Annotated in this window: 16 protein-coding genes, 1 tRNA gene, 1 other RNA gene and 1 pseudogene; 9 read left to right on the top strand and 10 right to left on the bottom strand. The window is 40.8% G+C overall.

What is annotated here, in order from left to right; translation table 11 throughout:
• Positions 1-8: 8 nt before the first annotated feature.
• The 3 genes from PCY11_RS08760 (at position 9) to PCY11_RS08750 (ending at position 2,969) form a co-directional block, all read left to right on the top strand.
• Positions 9-1,295: a sensor histidine kinase gene (locus tag PCY11_RS08760; RefSeq protein ID WP_301362697.1), complete on the top strand. Its 1,287-nt coding sequence runs from the start codon at positions 9-11 to the stop codon at positions 1,293-1,295.
• A 289-nt stretch (positions 1,296-1,584) separates the two neighbouring features.
• Complete coding sequence (locus tag PCY11_RS08755) at positions 1,585-2,265, top strand: ABC transporter ATP-binding protein (protein ID WP_070845870.1); 681 nt, start codon at positions 1,585-1,587, stop codon at positions 2,263-2,265.
• Positions 2,262-2,969, top strand: a complete 708-nt coding sequence (locus tag PCY11_RS08750) for an ABC transporter (protein WP_070845867.1) — start codon at positions 2,262-2,264, stop codon at positions 2,967-2,969. The genes PCY11_RS08755 and PCY11_RS08750 overlap by 4 nt, the downstream gene beginning before the upstream one ends.
• Positions 2,970-3,104: 135 nt before the next feature.
• On the opposite strand, the gene PCY11_RS08745 is transcribed toward PCY11_RS08750, so the two are convergent.
• The 10 genes and pseudogenes from PCY11_RS08745 to PCY11_RS08700 all read right to left on the bottom strand — a co-directional run bounded on the left by PCY11_RS08745 (position 3,105) and on the right by PCY11_RS08700 (position 11,615).
• Positions 3,105-3,638 (bottom strand): hypothetical protein, encoded by a 534-nt coding sequence (locus PCY11_RS08745; protein WP_049474411.1) that lies wholly within the window; start codon positions 3,636-3,638, stop codon positions 3,105-3,107.
• A 571-nt stretch (positions 3,639-4,209) separates the two neighbouring features.
• Complete coding sequence (locus PCY11_RS08740; RefSeq protein ID WP_301362696.1) at positions 4,210-5,355, bottom strand: low temperature requirement protein A; 1,146 nt, start codon at positions 5,353-5,355, stop codon at positions 4,210-4,212.
• 163 nt (positions 5,356-5,518) lie between these two features.
• Positions 5,519-5,875: pseudogene (locus tag PCY11_RS08735) on the bottom strand (aldo/keto reductase); the annotation flags it as partial.
• Positions 5,876-6,494: 619 nt separating this feature from the next.
• Positions 6,495-7,010, bottom strand: coding sequence for an HdeD family acid-resistance protein (locus PCY11_RS08730; protein ID WP_003004261.1), 516 nt, complete (start codon positions 7,008-7,010; stop codon positions 6,495-6,497).
• 218 nt (positions 7,011-7,228) lie between these two features.
• Positions 7,229-7,645: a helix-turn-helix domain-containing protein gene (locus PCY11_RS08725; protein WP_083324077.1), complete on the bottom strand. Its 417-nt coding sequence runs from the start codon at positions 7,643-7,645 to the stop codon at positions 7,229-7,231.
• 518 nt (positions 7,646-8,163) lie between these two features.
• Positions 8,164-9,174, bottom strand: coding sequence for a YeiH family protein (locus PCY11_RS08720; RefSeq protein WP_031576934.1), 1,011 nt, complete (start codon positions 9,172-9,174; stop codon positions 8,164-8,166).
• 322 nt (positions 9,175-9,496) lie between these two features.
• Positions 9,497-9,910 carry a helix-turn-helix domain-containing protein gene (locus PCY11_RS08715; protein ID WP_081103087.1) on the bottom strand — a complete coding sequence of 138 codons (414 nt, stop codon included), beginning with the start codon at positions 9,908-9,910 and terminating at the stop codon, positions 9,497-9,499.
• 96 nt (positions 9,911-10,006) lie between these two features.
• Positions 10,007-10,079, bottom strand: a tRNA-Lys gene (locus PCY11_RS08710).
• Positions 10,080-10,084: 5 nt separating this feature from the next.
• A non-coding RNA gene (ssrS, locus tag PCY11_RS08705) (6S RNA) lies at positions 10,085-10,277 on the bottom strand.
• Positions 10,278-10,343: 66 nt separating this feature from the next.
• A complete protein-coding gene (locus PCY11_RS08700; RefSeq protein ID WP_037608262.1) occupies positions 10,344-11,615 on the bottom strand; it encodes a replication-associated recombination protein A in 1,272 nt (423 codons plus the stop codon).
• 114 nt (positions 11,616-11,729) lie between these two features.
• Here PCY11_RS08700 and PCY11_RS08695 point away from each other — a divergent pair, with 114 nt between their 5' ends.
• The 6 genes from PCY11_RS08695 to PCY11_RS08670 all read left to right on the top strand — a co-directional run bounded on the left by PCY11_RS08695 (position 11,730) and on the right by PCY11_RS08670 (position 17,642).
• Complete coding sequence (locus PCY11_RS08695) at positions 11,730-12,200, top strand: DUF3013 family protein (RefSeq protein ID WP_024054562.1); 471 nt, start codon at positions 11,730-11,732, stop codon at positions 12,198-12,200.
• 12 nt (positions 12,201-12,212) lie between these two features.
• Complete coding sequence (locus PCY11_RS08690) at positions 12,213-12,668, top strand: NUDIX hydrolase (RefSeq protein ID WP_024054561.1); 456 nt, start codon at positions 12,213-12,215, stop codon at positions 12,666-12,668.
• Positions 12,655-13,554 (top strand): GIY-YIG nuclease family protein, encoded by a 900-nt coding sequence (locus tag PCY11_RS08685; protein WP_070845863.1) that lies wholly within the window; start codon positions 12,655-12,657, stop codon positions 13,552-13,554. Before PCY11_RS08690 ends, PCY11_RS08685 begins: the two co-directional genes overlap by 14 nt.
• A 10-nt stretch (positions 13,555-13,564) precedes the next feature.
• Positions 13,565-14,515 (top strand): 50S ribosomal protein L11 methyltransferase, encoded by a 951-nt coding sequence (gene prmA, locus PCY11_RS08680; protein ID WP_070845861.1) that lies wholly within the window; start codon positions 13,565-13,567, stop codon positions 14,513-14,515.
• A 1-nt stretch (position 14,516) separates the two neighbouring features.
• On the top strand, positions 14,517-15,260 hold the full coding sequence (locus PCY11_RS08675) for a 16S rRNA (uracil(1498)-N(3))-methyltransferase (RefSeq protein WP_070845857.1): 744 nt from the start codon (positions 14,517-14,519) through the stop codon (positions 15,258-15,260).
• 162 nt (positions 15,261-15,422) lie between these two features.
• Positions 15,423-17,642 (top strand): bifunctional (p)ppGpp synthetase/guanosine-3',5'-bis(diphosphate) 3'-pyrophosphohydrolase, encoded by a 2,220-nt coding sequence (locus tag PCY11_RS08670; RefSeq protein WP_301362694.1) that lies wholly within the window; start codon positions 15,423-15,425, stop codon positions 17,640-17,642.
• Positions 17,643-17,880: the final 238 nt, after the last annotated feature.

Genomic DNA, 17,880 nt, shown 5'->3' with positions numbered 1-17,880 from the left:
ATATTCTAATGTCTTACCTAAAGTTCTTCGTCAGCATGCTGATCTATCGTCATATCAGTAGACAAGAGTTCGCTTGGCGCTGGCTCTTTTTGTGCCCTTTCTTCTTTGCAGTCGTCTTTACCCTTGTGCCACCGGTAGGCTTTTTTGGCTATTTCTTAGTATTTATTGCCTATAGTTTCTATCGAAATCGTAACATACGACACCTCTTGAACATTTTTTATGGGCTCTACCCGGTTGTCGTGGAGAGTCTCATTGGGCGCCTCCTAGCCTTTTATGTCTTTCCGATGCTCGGGATTGTACTTGTTCATGAGGCATCTGTCAGCTGGTATGATGCTCTACTTGAATTGTTGGTCTTTCCTGTTTATATAGGAATCACTAAATTGTTAAAACTAGATTTTACAGATTTAAAAGTAGGGTTTCAACGGCAGTATTTTAATCGTTTCTTACTCCCAATGAATCTTTCCATGTTTGTGTATTTGCTCAGTGTTGTAGGTCTGGTGGTTTTTGAGGATATTATTCCGCATGCAGATGCTTTACGGGAACAGTTAAATAGTATTTATTTGATTTTGTTTTTTGTGATGCTCTTGTATTTCAATGCAGTGTCCAAAGAACGATTGAAACAAGAGATTCTAGAGCAAAAAGATAGGCAACTGCAGGAGTTAGCCACCTATAGTCAACACGTCGAAATGCTCTATGGGGAGATTCGTGCCTTTCGTCATGATTACCTGAATATTTTAACCAGTCTCAAGTTAAGTATTGAGCATGAAGATCTCAATGCGATCAGGGAAGTCTATGAGAATGTTCTTCGAGAGAGTGGCCAACAATTTTACGATAGCAAGTTTGATATTGCCAAACTCAGTCACATCGAAAATCCAGCTGTAAAAAGTGTTCTGTCTGCAAAATTGTTGGAAGCCCAAAATAAAGGGATTGGGATCTCTGTCGAGATCGATGAACCTGTTCGTGATTTATTCATCGAGGTTTTAGATTTCATCACCTTCTTATCCATTCTTTGTGACAATGCTATTGAAGCGAATCTTGAATCAGATGACCCACAGCTGACTCTTGTCATGCTCCAGGAGGAAAACTCCCTCACCTTAATAGTTGAAAATAGTACAAAAGCTGAAAAAATAGATCTGGCGAGAATTTTTGAAAAGGACTACTCAAGTAAAGGAGATGGCCGCGGTCTTGGCTTGTACAAGATCCAACAATTACTGGAAAAATATCCCAAAACGACAGTGTCTACCAAGAGTTCAAACTACCGATTTACTCAGAGCTTGACCTTTTGGAAGGAATAATGGAAGAGAGAGTGGGACAGAAATCGGTCATTCGTTAGAATTCGATTTCGTCGTCCCACCTCCGCACAGTTGAGTAGGGCTATAAAAGCTGATGAAATCAGCGTAGTAGAGCCCACTCAACCACTGCGTCTTGCTCGACAATCCAAAGACAATTGAGAGGCTAGGACTTTTGTCCCAGCCTCTTTTTTGACTGTTCACGACGATTTTTTGACCGATTCTGACAGAGAGCTTCCAAGGTTTTCCCCTTGAAGTATAATGGACACAAGATCAATAAGAAAAGAGGGATCCTATGTTTCAGGTAGCATCTATTACAAAATCATTTAAGGAGAAAGCTGTATTAAAGGGGGTGTCTTTTTCGATAGAAGAAGGAGACAAAATTGCCTTGCTGGGAAATAATGGGGCAGGTAAAAGCACCCTGTTTAACATTATCGCAGGGCAGCTCCAGGCTGATTCGGGAACGATAAAGACTTCTCTTGATTTTCAAAGAGAAATTGGGATGATGCCTCAGGGAGATCTGCTCATCGAGGATCTAACCGTTGCTGAATTCGTCGAATTAAAAAGCCGGATGAATCAGCAGAAGCAGGCTGATATCAATGGACTCTTAGAAATGGTTGAATTGAGAGAATCAAGAGAGCAGATGGTGGGAAGTCTTTCTGGTGGTCAAAAGAGACGCTTGTCCTTGTTGTTAACTATTTTGAATCATCCAAAGTTGATTTTTTTAGATGAGCCGACGACTGGCATGGACTTGGAAGCAGTTGATAATTTTTGGAAATTGCTGGAGCAGCAAGAGTTTACATCTGTTGTGGTGACCCATGATTTTAACCAAATTGATGCCTTTTTTACAAAAGTCCTGATTTTAAAAGAGGGTCGAATTGCTGCAACAAAGGCTGTTGAGGATATTCACCAGGCTGGTCAAACTATTGAGCAGTATTTCCGAGAAGAGATGAATAAAGGAGGGGAACAAGCATGAGAAAGATTCAATTAAAACAAGTTTTACGAAATAAGCGCTTCGTATTATTCACCATTATTTTACCCATAGGCTGGTATATCTTCTTTTATCAGCTTCAAAAAGGGATTTCACCAAGTATTTTATTAGGCATTGCCGTATTTATCGGGGTCATTGGCAATAGCCTTGCAACTTTTAGTAAGCGAATCGCCTCAGATATCGGTTTTTATTCTTTTGAATCCCACTTTACAAACTATAGTGTCAAGAACTATTTATGGGATCAATCGATTGTACAACTGATTCTGAACAGTTTGATCTTTTTAGCAGTGCTAGTAGTTGCTGTCCTAGGTTTTCACTTTCCAGTGACGACTAACCTGTTGGTACAATTTTTCCTCTTATCCTTGATGGGGATCTACTTTAGTGTGATTGGCTTTGTACTTGGGGTGAGGGTAGATGCCAAGACGATTGATACCATTGGCTTTCCTGTTATTATTTTGGCCGCCATGACCATTATTCCCTTTGATACGCTTGGCGCAAGTGGAGGATTTATGGACTTGGTTGGCAAGCTACAACGGGTTTTCCCAGGCTATTATTATACAAAGCTGATCCAAGATTTGACTGAGAAACAAACGATTGATGCCACCCAAATAGCGCTCTTTGTTGCCGTATTTGGATTGAATTTGCTATTTATCTATCTGCTCGTACCCAAAGGAAAAATGGGGAATTAAGAACAGATAAAAAAGCCTTGAGAACAACTCAAGGCTTTTTCTTTGCTATAAAATGGTTCTTCTGTACTCTTCCTTCAAGTGCTTGGAAAGATCTTGCTATTCTAAAGTTCTAATGGAGGGCTTTTTTATTACATGCTAATAGAAAAAATCAATGCCGTAGTTTTCTTTTAGATAGGTCGCTAACTCGGCTTTTTCTTCCTCTCTAAATCGACAGAGGCTAAGGGCGAGACGCAATTTCAAGGTGCTTGTATTGATGATGATGTTTGACTTAGAAATATCTTCTAGCTGGGTGACTTCTCTGAGGTTAAAATCTAAATAGCAAGCCTTGCTGTTGACATGATCAGGGTCGCTGACGTCCACTTCAACATACGATGCTCGCAACAATTCTTCTTTGGGAATGAAGATTTCTTTTGAGAAGAAGAGTCCGGGATAGACCTCAATACCTTCAAAGGTGAATTCAAAGGAGACTCTGTGGCTAGTCAGTCTTTTGATGCCTGCAATTGTTGCGTAGATAGCAGCGAAAAAGAGGACGGTTGGAATCACAGTGAGAAGATTTAGTTGAGAAAAGTCGATCAATCCATGTAAGAGAAGAAAGAAAATTTGAATGAATATAGCCGATGCAAAGAGTAGATAGCCCCCACCGACATATTTTGAATAATAGATTTTCATTTTTGACTCCTTACATTTTAAATGCTATGAAAACTCGGAATTTCAAGTACCCTTATCATAGCGGATTCGGTGAAGAGCTGTCAAATGTTTGGTAGGGTTCAAAGGTGGTTTTTATTTTAAATGGAATAACAATGGTGCAGAATGATTTAACTTCGTAGGCTACATTATAGTATCTAAAAAAGTGAGCTAAATACTCTTAAGACAAGCAAAAAAGCCTTTGTTTTCAAGGCCTTTTGTGCATAAAAAATGCCCCCTACATGAATTTTTAAGAACTTTTCATATTGAAAATAAACAAAAATGTTGAAATATAGCTGATTTTAGGGAAATACTTTTAGGTATTTTCAATGTCAGGATTTAAAAATGGGGCAAAAGTGGGGCAAAAACAAATTAACGAAAAAAATATCGAGTTCGTGCATCAAGTAAATGATAAATTGCAAGAATAAGTGCAACATTTACTCGAACTCATCCTCTAGAGCTTCACTAGCAGTTCTGTAAGCTAAACATTTTCGTGGTCGGTGATTGATATCATATAAAGCCTTGGTTCCCAAAGCTTTTTTATGTTATAAACTCATTAAAAGAACCCCCAGTTAGATTTGGAATATTTTTTATTCTGTGTCACATAAAAATAAATAAAATGAATGGCTATAGCTAGAGTAAAAATGGTTGCAATACTCAACACTGTTATAGGATTAGAAGCGAAAAGCAAAGAGAGAATCAAGGCAGCCAGATAGAGTGTCGCTTGAGCACAGTAGTAACTTCTCGGATAGCGAAGATAGTTTTTGTTATAGGGCCCATTTGCTAGGACAGCAGCTTGGAAGAGGCCAATTCCGATATAAAAGAAGCTGATTGCAACGAGAAGATTAGCCTCGGGATTCAGGAGATAACCCATCGAAACTGTCATCAACATAAGCCCGATGAAAATAGGATAGTGACTATAAATTACAAATAATCCCTTTTGACTAGATCCTTCATCAATAGCATGGTCAAATTCGCCAAAATAAAACAAGAACAGGGAAAGCATGATAACGAAATTGAGAACCGAATAAATCGAGAAATTCTCGACTGTAAAGAAGCTAGCTAGCCCAATAACCATCTCTCCAAACGTAATAATCACAAGAAGGGAGACGCGCTCGATTAAATGGGGAAGATTTACCTGGAAATGCTCATCTTTAGTAATCAAGAAAATTGGCACAATAAATGTTAGCAGAATACTAGCAATAAAGATATAGACTCCAACGTAAATAGGAAAAAGAGCTGCCAGATAGACTCCTAAACTTCCTAGACCTGTTAACCATAGAAAACCTTTGATACTTTCCCGATCAGTATTATTGGTTGATTTTCTAAAAAATTCAACCAAATATTGAAAAAATAAGGTAAGGGTCAATGTACCAACAGCCCAACAGGTATAATAGAACCATTGTTGCCAATTGTATCCAATCATATTGGACATAAAGAGCATAAGTCCCATGTTGATAAACATGATTACCATGTTAAATAACGAGTTTGTTCCATAGCGATTGGTATAAATGGTTTGAATCATCCAGGAATTGATGATAACCATGACAGAGATGAAGAAATCAAGTAAAGAATCCCAAGCCACAACACCGCTATGAAAAGGGTGAATTAAAGCAGTTGCTTTTGAAATTGCAAAAACAAACACTAGGTCATAAAATAGTTCTGAAAATTCTACACGTTTATGCTTAATAAGAGTTGTCATATTAATATCTTTCTACTTTAGAAATACAATACATTATAACAGAAAATGGTAATGAAAGAAAAGGATATGCTTAAATAATTTCATGTGGCGCGAATTGTAAAAATCTTGACTTCTTTTGTCATTTACTTGAAAAAGCAACCCTGACGAGTTGATTAAAATCCTATTAAAAATTAACTTTGTCAGGATCATCCTGAGTTTTGATGCCTTGAATCTTATCCAAGACCGCCATATCTTCCTCTGATAAGTCGAAGCCGAAGATATCCAAGTTAGCTTTTATATTTTTAGGTGTCACAGACTTAGGTAGTGGCAAGAAACCTTTTTGAAGGCTCCAACGCAGAGCAACTTGTGCCACAGATTTACCGTTACGTTCAGCCACTGCTTCAACATCTTCATTTCCAAAAATACCACCTGTACCTAGTGGACTATAGGCTTCAATAAGGATATCGCGCTCTTGGCAATAGGCAACTAAGTCTTCTTGGTCACAACCTGGAGCCAAGAGGATTTGATTGACATGTGGAACATACGGATAAAGTCAAAGTCCTGGAGCACATTTATCTCATGTACCAACTCACAGGCGGAGTGATGGACGATTGATAGAAATGAACCACCTTCGAGGTGGTTTTTTCGACGAAAACGAGTGTGAGATAAATAACGAGTCTTTGGATGAGACTCGTTTATTTTGTGAATATAAACTTTTTGGTACAAAATTTGGTATAAAAAACAAAATGACAAGCAAAAAAGCCTTGGAACTCAAGGCTTTTTCCTGTTGATTTAGATGCCCCCTACATGGATTTGTAAGAACTTTTCATATTGAAAATAAACAAAAATGTTGAAATATAGCTGATTTTAGGGAAATACTTTTAGGTATTTTCAATGTCAGGATTTAAAAATGGGGCAAAAGCGGGGCAAAAACGAATGACTCGTATTTTGTTTGAAAACCTATAATACCTAATGATTATGCTATTCTAGATATATAGTTTTGTTATAAATAAATGTCAGTGCGAGATCAAATTGGAGAATAAAATGGAAAAACAAATTTCTACGTAGAATGGAATGCGAAAAAGTGATAATTAAAGAGACGAAAAAGCTGAGAATATGATTTCCCAGCTTTTTTGAATGCGATAGAAATAGCAACTAGACTATTTACGAAAGGCCTCAATAATGTAGGTGAAGCCAGTAACTAAAAATGAAAAGGCAATGACATAAACGACAAAGACACCTGTAGCCACTGGATTGAACAGAATCACTAGACCTAGTAAAAATTCAAGCAAGGCTACCCACATGATATTGCTACCAATAATAGGGAAAATCAATCTTAGACGATTGCCTTTAAAGAAAGCAATAATGGCTTCTACAATTAACCAAATTCCTACAATGGTCGGAATGACGACCGGCAGGGTCACAAAGCCATAAGCAACGAGGTAAAGAGCTAAGAGAAGACTAACAAATCCTTGGAAAAGATAAACAGGTGAGCGAAGCTCTTTTGGTGCAGAGAAATAGCCTAAAATAGCTGCTATAGAAGAAACCAGTAAACCAAATGAAATCCACCAGCTGTAAGCAACAAGATTAGCTACTGGGTTTGTAAATAGGAAAAGTCCTAAAAGGACAAAAACAACTCCTGCAAGGAATAGCAGTAAACGATTAGAAAATTTCATTTCAATACCCCCTATATAGTATAGTTTGCTAATAAAACTATTGTACTTATTTTTATAGAAAATGTCAATAAAATATATAAACAATTTGGAAGTTTCAGTCTGACTTACAAAAAGAAAAGGAGTTTTCACTCCTTTTCACAGATTGAAGACAAAGTCCTTATAAAAGTGTCTTCTAAAGATTTTAACTTCAATCTGAAGCGAGGTTATCCTCGCTTTTTCTATTTATCAAACAATTCCTTATTTTCAATTAAGAGTTCTAGTGGAGATTTATCCCTTGCTTCAATAAAACCAGGTTCATATTGGTTATGAAGTGTTCTTTTCTGAGAAGTTGGATCAATATACAACTCATCTCCATCTTCTGTGTATAGTTGGTTGCCTCTTGTTAAGTAAAGTAAATCCTCTAAGTACTGTCCATCAGTTTCTAGAAAATGTTCGATGTATTTGACAGCCTTTAAGATCTCACTTACTTTATCAGAGTATTCATTCGATTCAAGAACACTCTTTTCTAATTCAATCTCTTTACTAGTTCCAAATAGTTGGGTTGGAGTTGCATTAAAATATTCTGCTATCTTATCCAAATTTGCAAAGGTAGGATAGCTTTTTTGTTTTTCGTAATCAGAGATGTCTGGAAAGATTGCTCATAAAAAAATGTGGGGCAAATGATGGGGCAAATCAGTTATAGACAAGCAAAAAAGCCTTATAAATCAAGGCTTTTTCCTGTTGATTTAGATGCCCCCTGCATGGATTTGGAAAGGATTTTCATATTGAGAGTAATTAAAAATATTGAAATATAAGTGATTTTAGGGAAGTACTTTTAGGTATTTCCAATGTCATGATTTAAAAATGGGGCAAAAACGAATGACTCTCATTTGGTTTGAAAACCTATAATATCTAATGATTATGCTATACTAGAAATATAGTGTTGTTATCAATAAATATCAGTGCGAGACTAATCGGAGGATAAAATGGAAAAACAAATTAATGAAAAAATTATCGAAATGGATAGGGAATATCCCTTTTTATTTTGCTTTAAATCAGATTTTTGGATGGAATAGTAGATGATAAGACAAAATATCTTTGAACATACAAAAAGACAAACGCCAAAAATGACGTCTGTCTACGTTCTGAGGTAGCCTTTAGGCTCCCTTTTTTCTTAGAAAATACCGATGAGTAATTGCATGCCAAGACTAGTCAGGATGATAGCAATCCAGCAAAGGGCTCCAAGAAGAATGGATTTTCCACTGGATTTGATCATAGCAACGAGGTTAGTTTTGAGACCAATAGCACTCATAGCCATGATGATGAGGAATTTGGAGAGCTGTTTGAGAGGTGAAAAGAAGCTATTGCTAACACCAAAAGAAGTAAGGACGGTAGTTAGCAGAGAAGCTAGGATGAAGTAGAGAATGAAAACGGGGAAGATTTTTTTAAGCTTTACTCCTTGGTTGTTGTCTTGTTGACGGCTTTGCCAATAGGAGAGGAAGAGAGTAATAGGGATAATAGCTAAGGTACGAGTCAGTTTGACAATGGTTGCAGATTCTAGAGTATTGGTATGATACAGACTATCCCAGGCGCTAGCTGTGGCTGTTACAGAGGAAGTATCGTTGACCGCAGTACCCGCAAAGAGAGCAAAACCTTCGTTGGAGAGATGGAGCCAAGAACCTAGAGTTGGAAAGATAAGAGCTGCCAAGACATTGAAGAAAAAGATAACAGAAATGGCTTGGGCTACTTCTTTTTCCTTGGCGTGAATAACAGGAGCAGTCGCTGCAATGGCAGAACCGCCACAGATAGAAGAGCCTACCCCAATCAAGGTAGCTAGCTTTGTATCCATGTTAAAAAATCGTTGGAAAAAGAAAGCAATAATTAAAGCGATAGAAATAGTCGAAAGGATGACAGGAAGGGAAGATTTTCCAACTGCGAAAACTTGAGAGATATTGAGTCCAAAACCAAGTAAGATAACAGCATACTGAAGCAATTTTTTGGAGCTATAAGTCAAACCAGCATCCAGTTGTTTATAGGGAGTGAGAAAGGGGTAGAGAATCATTCCGATAAAAATGGCGAAAACAGGTGCTCCCACAACAGGCAGAAAGCCTCCTAAAACCCAAGAGATGATAGAAATGATCAGACAGGCTAACAGTCCTGCCCAATTTTTTGATAGAAATGACATAAAAACCTCCGAAAATAAATACCCCTTATTATAATCTTATTTATCAGAAAAGTAAAATAGAAAATAGAAAGTAGGAATAAGGTAGTAAATTAACGGAATTTTGCGGTCAGAGAGCTTTTTGTAATATAATAGATATATGTTCTTTGATCAATAAGGATGCAAATGTGGCATATGTTATTGAAAAAAATGAATTTGATGAGCCTGGACATGTGAAGTAATTATGTGAGATAAGAAAATAAATAAGAGAGTTGAAAATGTACTGATCCCAAAAGTTAGATTTTTTTCTGTCTAACTTTTGGGATCAGTACATATCCTCGCTTTTTTAATCTAATAGGTCCTTATTTTCAATTAAGAGTTCTAGTGGGGATTTATCTCTTGCTACAATAAAACCAGGTTCATATTGGTTATGAAATGTTCTTTTCTGAGAAGTTGGATCAATATACAACTCATCTCCATCTTCTGTGTATAGTTGGTTGCCTCTTGTTAGGTAAAGTAAATCCTCTAAGTATTGTCCATCAGTTTCTAGAAAATGTTCGATGTATTTGACAGCCTTTAAGATCTCACTTACTTTATCAGAGTATTCATTCGATTCAAGAACACTCTTTTCTAATTCAATCTCCTTACTTGTTCCAAAAAGTTGAGTTGGAGTTGCATTAAAATATTCTGCTATCTTATCTAAATTTGCAAAGGTAGGATAGCTTTTTTGTTTTTCGTAGTCAGAGATGTCTGGAAAGATTGCTCATAAAAAAATGTGGGGCAAATGATGGGGCAAATCAGTTATAGACAAACAAAAAAGCCTTGTAAATCAAGGCTTTTTCCTGTTGTATGTAGATGCCCCCTACAGGGCTCGAACCTGTGACCCATAGATTAAGAGTCTACTGCTCTACCAACTGAGCTAAGGAGGCAAATATAAAAAGCTGTATTGGTGCCGATACTTCACGATTTGTATTGAACCCGCGCAATTAAGCAGGTGGGCAACTCGCTCTGACTTAGCTGCTTCCGCGTGAAACGGCCTGCATACTGCCAGAAGTCTTTTGTTTCCCTAATAATACAAAAAATAGTCGGTCAACACTTAAGTGTGAAGTCGTACACCACAGCGTTTCTATATGTATATGATACCACATTTTGAAAATATTTCAAGGAAAAATCTCAATTTTTTGAAACCGATGTCACTTTTTCTTAAATTGATCAATCTTCTCCTTGGTGGCTCCGAGAGCACGCTCGTACTTGCCATTTTCATTGGGAATAAAGTAGGAAGCGTGTTTGAGCTTGTCTGGCAAGTAGTCCTGATTGACCCAGTTGCCAGGGTAGTTGTGAGGGTATTTATAGTTTTGCGCATTTCCCAGTTCCTTGCTTCCAGCATAATGACCATCGCGGAGGTGGCGAGGAATAGGAAGGTTGCCAGAACTTCTAAGATCAGCCAGCGCCTTGTCCATGGCAACGTAGGCTGAGTTGGATTTCGGCGAAAGGGCTAGATCGATGACGATGTTGGCGATGAGAATGCGGGCCTCAGGAAAGCCGATGCGCTCAGCTGCTTGTAACGCTGTCACGGTATGAATCTGCGCATCTGGATTGGCCAGACCGATATCCTCATAAGCGATGACAGTCAAGCGACGAGCTAGGCTGGGTAGATCTCCGGCTTCGATCAAACGAGCTGCATAGTGGAGACTAGCATCGACATCCGAACCACGGATAGATTTTTGCAGAGCAGAGAGCACGTCGTAGTGGCCGTCTCCATCTTTGTCCATGGTGATGTAGCTGCGCTGGAGACTGTTTTCCATGATCTCTAGCGTAATATGGCGAATTCCTTCTGCATTTTCAGAGGTCGACAGCACCGCCAGATCGAGAGAATTAAAGGCAGAGCGAAGATCTCCATTGGTTGAGGTAGCGATGAAATCTAAAGCGTCCTCATCGAGCACGACTGGAAAATCAAAGCCACGGTCGGGATCGTCCAGCGCCGTTTTTAGAGCTTGCTTGACCTCCTCCGTCGTCAACGGTTCCAGCTCAAAGATTTGTACGCGGCTACGAATAGCGGGTGTGACAGAGAAAAAGGGATTTTCAGTCGTTGCACCGATCATGATGACCAGACCACTTTCGAGCAAAGGCAGGAGAAAATCTTGTTTAGTTTTATCGAGGCGATGGATCTCGTCCAAGAGCAGGACCAAGCCACCAGAAAATTTGGCCTCCTCTGCGATTTCTTGTAGGCGTTTTTTACTGTCAACTGTTGCATTAAAGGTCCGAAAAGCATACTTGGTCGTTCCTGCGATCGCAGAAGCAATACTGGTCTTTCCGATCCCCGGAGGTCCATAGAGAATCATAGAGGACAGACGATTGGCCTCGACCATGCGACGAATGATTTTGCCTTCTCCAACCAGGTGCTGTTGACCGATGACTTGATCGATCGTTCGTGGTCGCATACGGAGTGCGAGATTGTCGGGCATTTCCTTCTCCTTTCTAGCTTTGTCTCCTTTCAAAGAGACGGTTTTTATGGTAAGATTGTAGTAACTATTGTATCATATTCCGCTCTAAGAGTGGGAAATTAGAAAGAGGACGCTATGTCTAAATACGGATTTTTAGATGTTTTACAAGAAGAGTTGGACAAGAACTTTCCTTTTGATTATGAGATTAGCTGGGACAAGCGCAATCATGCGGTTGAAGTGAGTTTTCTGCTTGAGGCGCAAAATCCTGCAGGAGTGGAGATGTTAGATGAAGACGGAGAAGTTTCGTCAGATGATATCCTTTTTGAAGAAGCGGTACTTTTTTACAACCCTGCCAAGTCAACAGTTAATGCAGAAGACTATTTAACTGTTATTCCGTATCTACCTAAAAAAGGTTTCTCTCGTGAATTCTTAGCTTATTTTGCGCTATTTTTCAAAGATACTGCAGAGGTTGGACTAGACGCCCTCATGGACTTTTTGGAAGACCCAGAAGCAGAAGAATTCGTCATGGAATGGAACCAAGAGGTCTTTGAAGAAGGAAAAGTTGGATTGGAAGAAGGAGAATTTTACCCTTATCCAAGATATTAGGAAGAAATGATTATGAATTTGGATTGTATTGATAAAAAGTTTGATTTTACGGGCTCTAAGATTGCCTTGATTTGTGGGGATAAGGTCTTGACTATCTTACGTGATGACAAGGACGATATCCCTTGTCCCAACATGTGGGAGTTGCCAGGTGGTGGTCGTGAAGGAAACGAAAGTCCTTTCGAGTGCGCGGCGCGTGAAGTTTATGAGGAACTGGGAATTCATTTAGGTGAAGACTGTCTGCTTTGGAGCAAGGTCTATCCCAGCGTGCTCTTTGAAGGTCGGCAGTCTGTCTTTATGGTCGGTCAGTTAAGTCAGGATCAGTTTGACAGTATCACCTTTGGGGATGAAGGACAGGCCTATAAACTGATGTCTATTGAGGAATTTCTCAATTCTAAACAAGCAGTGCCTCAGCTACAGGGGAGATTGAGGGATTATTTGGAGGAAAGTAAGGTAGATGCCAAATCGTAGTAAGAATATCAATATGTTTCTCATTAATGGAGAAGTTACTGGTATAATCAAATGTACCTTGTCCAATTGGACAGGGGTGATCTATAAAATTCCTCGAATTCAATTGGCAGATTTAAAATCACGTGATGAAATGAAGCAAAGTGGCATTTATTTCCTATTTGGTCGTAATGAGGATAAGCAAAAGGATGTTACCTACATCGGGCAGGCGACGAATCGCAAAAATGGTGAAGGTGTCCTTTTACGTGTTCAGGAACATACTCGTGACAATCATACAGATTATTTTAATGATGTCATTATTTTGACGACGCAGAATAACTCCTTTGGACCCACGGAAATTAGTTACTTGGAAAATAAATTTACACAACTAGCAAAGGACGCGGGGCGCTTCATTGTAAAAAATGGGAATGAGCCCAATTCTGGGAATGTAACAGAAGAAAAGCAATCCGAGTTGGATGAGGTTGTAGAAAATACTTTGATGATTGTAGGAACCTTAGGGTACCGAGTGTTTGTTCCTATGACCAAGAAAACAGGTCAGAATGTTTCTGATGAAAATTCAACTTATCTCTATCTAAAGCGAAAAACCAAGAAATCAAATAGAACGATCGAAGCAATCTGTGAACAGACTTCAGAAGGCTTTGTTGTTTTAGAAGGAAGTCAAGTGGATGTGGTTGATTCATCCGCAATACCAGCAAGCCTAAAAGAATTGCGTAAAGAGTTAATCAAAACAAATATGATTAAAGATGGTGTTTTACAAGAAAAACAACTGTTCTCCAGTCCATCTTACGCAGCCGCTTTTGTACTAGGCATGAATACGAATGGTCGAACGGATTGGAAAAATAAGGACGGTAAGACTTTAAAAGAATTAGAAGAAACAATGGATTGTTAAGGAGAATCAAATGGAAACATGGCAAGAGTTAAAAGTTACAGTGAAGCGTGAGGGTGAGGAACTAGTCTCCAACCTCTTGATCGAGTTAGGCGCCCAAGGGGTAGCAATCGAAGACAGCATGGATTATGTGGGAAATGTCGACCGCTTTGGTGAGATTTTTCCTGATGTCGAGCAGCAAGAAGAAATCGTGGTGACGGCCTACTACCCGGAAACGGTTGATGTAGCAGCGGTTGAAGCGGACTTGCAGGCTCGCTTAGCAGAATTGACGGATTTTATGGATCTAGGAGAGGTCAAGATGGGTACGACTGCCTTGGCTGAGGAAGACTGGGCAGACAACTGGAAGAAATACTATGAACCAGCTCGTATCACTCATGACTTGACCATCGTGCCGTCATGGACGGACTATGAGGTGACAGCGGGAGAAAAGATTATCAAGCTGGATCCTGGTATGGCCTTCGGAACAGGAACCCACCCGACAACCAAGATGAGCCTCTTTGCCTTAGAGCAGGTTCTCCGTGGTGGCGAAACGGTGCTAGATGTAGGAACTGGTTCAGGTGTCCTTTCCATTGCTAGCTCCCTTCTTGGTGCCAAGGAAATCTTTGCCTATGACTTGGATGACGTAGCGGTTCGCGTCGCTCAGGAAAATATTGAACTCAACCCAGGCATGGAAAACATCCATGTAGCCCCAGGCGATTTGCTGAAAGGCGTGGAGATTGAGGCAGATGTCATCGTGGCCAACATCCTGGCGGATATCCTTATCCATCTGACAGATGATGCTTATCGCTTGGTCAAGGATGAAGGTTATCTCATCATGAGTGGCATTATCAAGGACAAGTGGGACATGGTGCGCGAGTCGGCTGAGTCAGCAGGATTCTTCCTTGAAACCCACATGATCCAAGGGGAATGGAATGCCTGCGTCTTCAAGAAGACCAAGGATGTCTCCGGTGTGATTGGAGGCTAGCATGCAGCAGTATTTTGTAAAAGGTTTGGCTAGCTCACCTGTCGCCATTGAGGACAAGGAAACCAGCAAGCACATGTTTCAGGTCATGCGCTTAAAAGAAGATGATGAGGTGACTTTAGTCTTTGATGATGGGATCAAGCGCTTGGCGCGCGTGGTCAATGTAGAAGCCCGTCAGTTGGAGCTGGTTGAGGAATTAGCTGACAATGTGGAACTGCCAGTCCAAGTGACCATCGCATCAGGCTTTCCCAAGGGAGACAAGCTGGAGTTCATCACTCAGAAAGTAACAGAACTGGGTGCTAGCCAAATCTGGGCCTTTCCTGCAGACTGGTCCGTTGCCAAGTGGGACGGCAAGAAGTTGGGTAAAAAGGTCGAAAAACTAGAAAAAATTGCCCTTGGAGCAGCCGAGCAAAGCAAGCGGAATTTGGTCCCAAGCATTACCCTTTTTGAGAAAAAGGCAGACTTTCTGGCTCAGTTAGAACAGTTTGATCGGATCGTGGTGGCTTATGAAGAGTCGGCTAAAGAAGGAGAGGCAGCAGCTTTACTTCAGTCTCTGACCGGATTGGAAGCTGGAAGCAAATTGCTCTTTATCTTTGGGCCAGAGGGAGGCCTCTCCCCTGCAGAAATTGAAAGTTTTACAGTTAAAGGAGCCATTCTTGCAGGACTTGGTCCTCGCATCCTGCGAGCAGAAACAGCGCCACTCTACGCCCTCAGCGCCGTGAGTGTTGTCACAGAATTAATGAACTAACGAAGTGAAGGAATCGCTTCGTTAGTTTTTTTACAAGAATGATGAAAGCAAGGTGGATCCCAGAATGATCTTCGAGAAGTATCCGTATATTAAAGTAGCTTCATTGGTTCCCATCTGCTTCTAAAAGTGTTAAAATAGTATCCAAGAAACTGGAGAAAATACATGCCGAAAGAAGAGAATTTAACAGGGGACCAAGTCGTTGCCCTTACAAAAAAATATTTATCACCTGAAGATGTTGCTTTTGTACAAAAGGCTTTGGTCTATGCGGTTGATTGCCATAATGGGCAATTCCGTCAGTCTGGCGAGCCTTATATCATCCACCCAATTCAAGTAGCAGGGATCCTTGCCAAGCTGAAACTGGATGCTGTGACGGTCGCCTGCGGCTTTTTGCATGATGTCGTGGAAGATACGGATGCGACTTTAGATGATTTAGAGCGCGAATTTGGTCATGATGTGCGCGTGATTGTCGATGGGGTGACCAAGCTCGGGAAGGTCAAGTACAAGTCCCATGAAGAGCAGTTGGCGGAAAACCATCGCAAGATGCTCATGGCCATGTCTCAAGATATCCGCGTGATTTTGGTTAAATTGGCTGACCGCTTGCATAATATGCGTACCCTCAAGCATTTGCGCAAGGATAAGCAAGAGCGCATTTCGCGTGAGACCATGGAGATCTATGCGCCACTCGCCCACCGTCTCGGGATTTCCAGCGTCAAGTGGGAGCTTGAGGATTTGTCCTTCCGTTATCTGAATGAAGTTGAATTCTACAAGATTTCGCATATGATGAAGGAAAAACGTCGCGAGCGAGAAGAGTTGGTCGAAGAGGTTGTCCACAAGATCGAGACCTATGCTGGGGAACGCCATCTGCATGGGAAAATTTATGGTCGACCAAAGCATATCTATTCGATCTATCGCAAAATGCAGGATAAGAAGAAACGCTTCGATGAAATCTATGACTTGATTGCCATCCGCTGCATCCTGGACACTCCAAGTGATGTTTATGCCATGCTGGGCTATATCCATGAGCTCTGGAAGCCAATGCCGGGTCGATTTAAGGACTATATTGCCAACCGGAAGGCCAATGGCTATCAGTCCATCCATACGACTGTATACGGCCCTAAAGGACCGATTGAATTCCAGATCCGTACCAAGGAGATGCACGAGGTTGCCGAATACGGGGTTGCCGCTCACTGGGCTTACAAAAAAGGGATCAAGGGTCAGGTTAACGGCAAGGAATCTGCTATTGGGATGAACTGGATCAAGGAGATGATGGAACTCCAAGACCAGTCAGGCGATGCCAAGGAATTCGTAGAAAATGTAAAAGAAGACATCTTGGCAGAAGAGATTTACGTCTTCACTCCAGATGGAACTGTGCGCTCGCTTCCGAAAGATTCTGGACCAATCGATTTTGCCTATGAAATCCACACCAAAGTTGGGGAAAAAGCGATTGGTGCCAAGGTCAATGGCCGGATGGTGCCCCTCAATACCAAACTTCGGACGGGAGATCAGGTGGAGATTATCACCAATGCCAATTCCTTTGGTCCGAGTCGTGACTGGTTGACCCTTGTTAAAACTAGCAAGGCACGCAACAAGATCCGTCAATTCTTTAAAAATCAAGACAAGGAATTGTCTATTAACCGTGGCCGTGACCTCTTGATGGCCCAATTCCACGAGCATGACTTGGTAGCCAATAAGTTCATGGATAAAAAGCACATGGACAAAGTACTACAAAAATCAAGCTATAAGACAGAAGAAGCCTTGTTTGCGGCGATTGGTTTTGGAGAAGTGGGAGCTATTTCTATCTTTAACCGTTTGACGGAGGATGAACGCCGAGAAGAAGAGCGGGCTAAGGCACGCGCAGAAGCAGAAGAGCTGGTCAAAGGTGGCGAGGTCAAGGTTGAAAATAAAAAAGACACCTTGAAGGTCCGTCATGAAGGTGGTGTGGTTATCCAAGGAGCTTCTGGCCTCTTGATTCGGATTGCTAAGTGCTGTAACCCAGTTCCAGGAGATGAAATTGTCGGTTACATTACCAAAGGACGTGGGGTTGCCATCCACCGTCAAGACTGTATGAATCTTCGCGCTCAAGACAACTACGAACAACGCTTGATTGATGTGGAATGGGAAGATAACAATACGACTAAAGACTACATCGCCCACATCGATATATACGGACTCAACCGTGCCGGACTTCTTAACGATGTACTCCAAGTCCTTTCCAATACAGCTAAGATGATCTCAACTGTCAATGCCCAACCAACCAAAGACATGAAATTTGCCAATATCCACATTTCCTTTGGGATTCCGAACCTATCGATGTTGACAACGGTTGTGGATAAGATTAAGAGTGTGCCGGAGGTATACTCTGTTAAGCGTACTAACGGCTAGTCGGCTGCTCAGTTATCTTTTATTGCTTCGTTAGCTCGCTTCGCCGTACTTCAGTACTGTCTTCGTCTTGCTGCCTTGCTCTAAAAGCAACTGAACAGCCGTTGCTTTTCAGCTAGTCTGCCTGCATCGCACTGCCTTGTCTGATGTCGATTTTCTTTGAAGCAAGTAGAACATGGTCAGAACTCTTTTATTAGTTGGTTAGCTCGCCTTGCTGCCTTGCCCTAAAAGCAACTGAACA

This window comes from Streptococcus sp. SP8, assembly GCF_030440045.1.
GTDB classification, from domain to species: domain Bacteria; phylum Bacillota; class Bacilli; order Lactobacillales; family Streptococcaceae; genus Streptococcus; species Streptococcus parasanguinis_I.
This window is presented reverse-complemented; position numbering and strand designations above follow the sequence as displayed.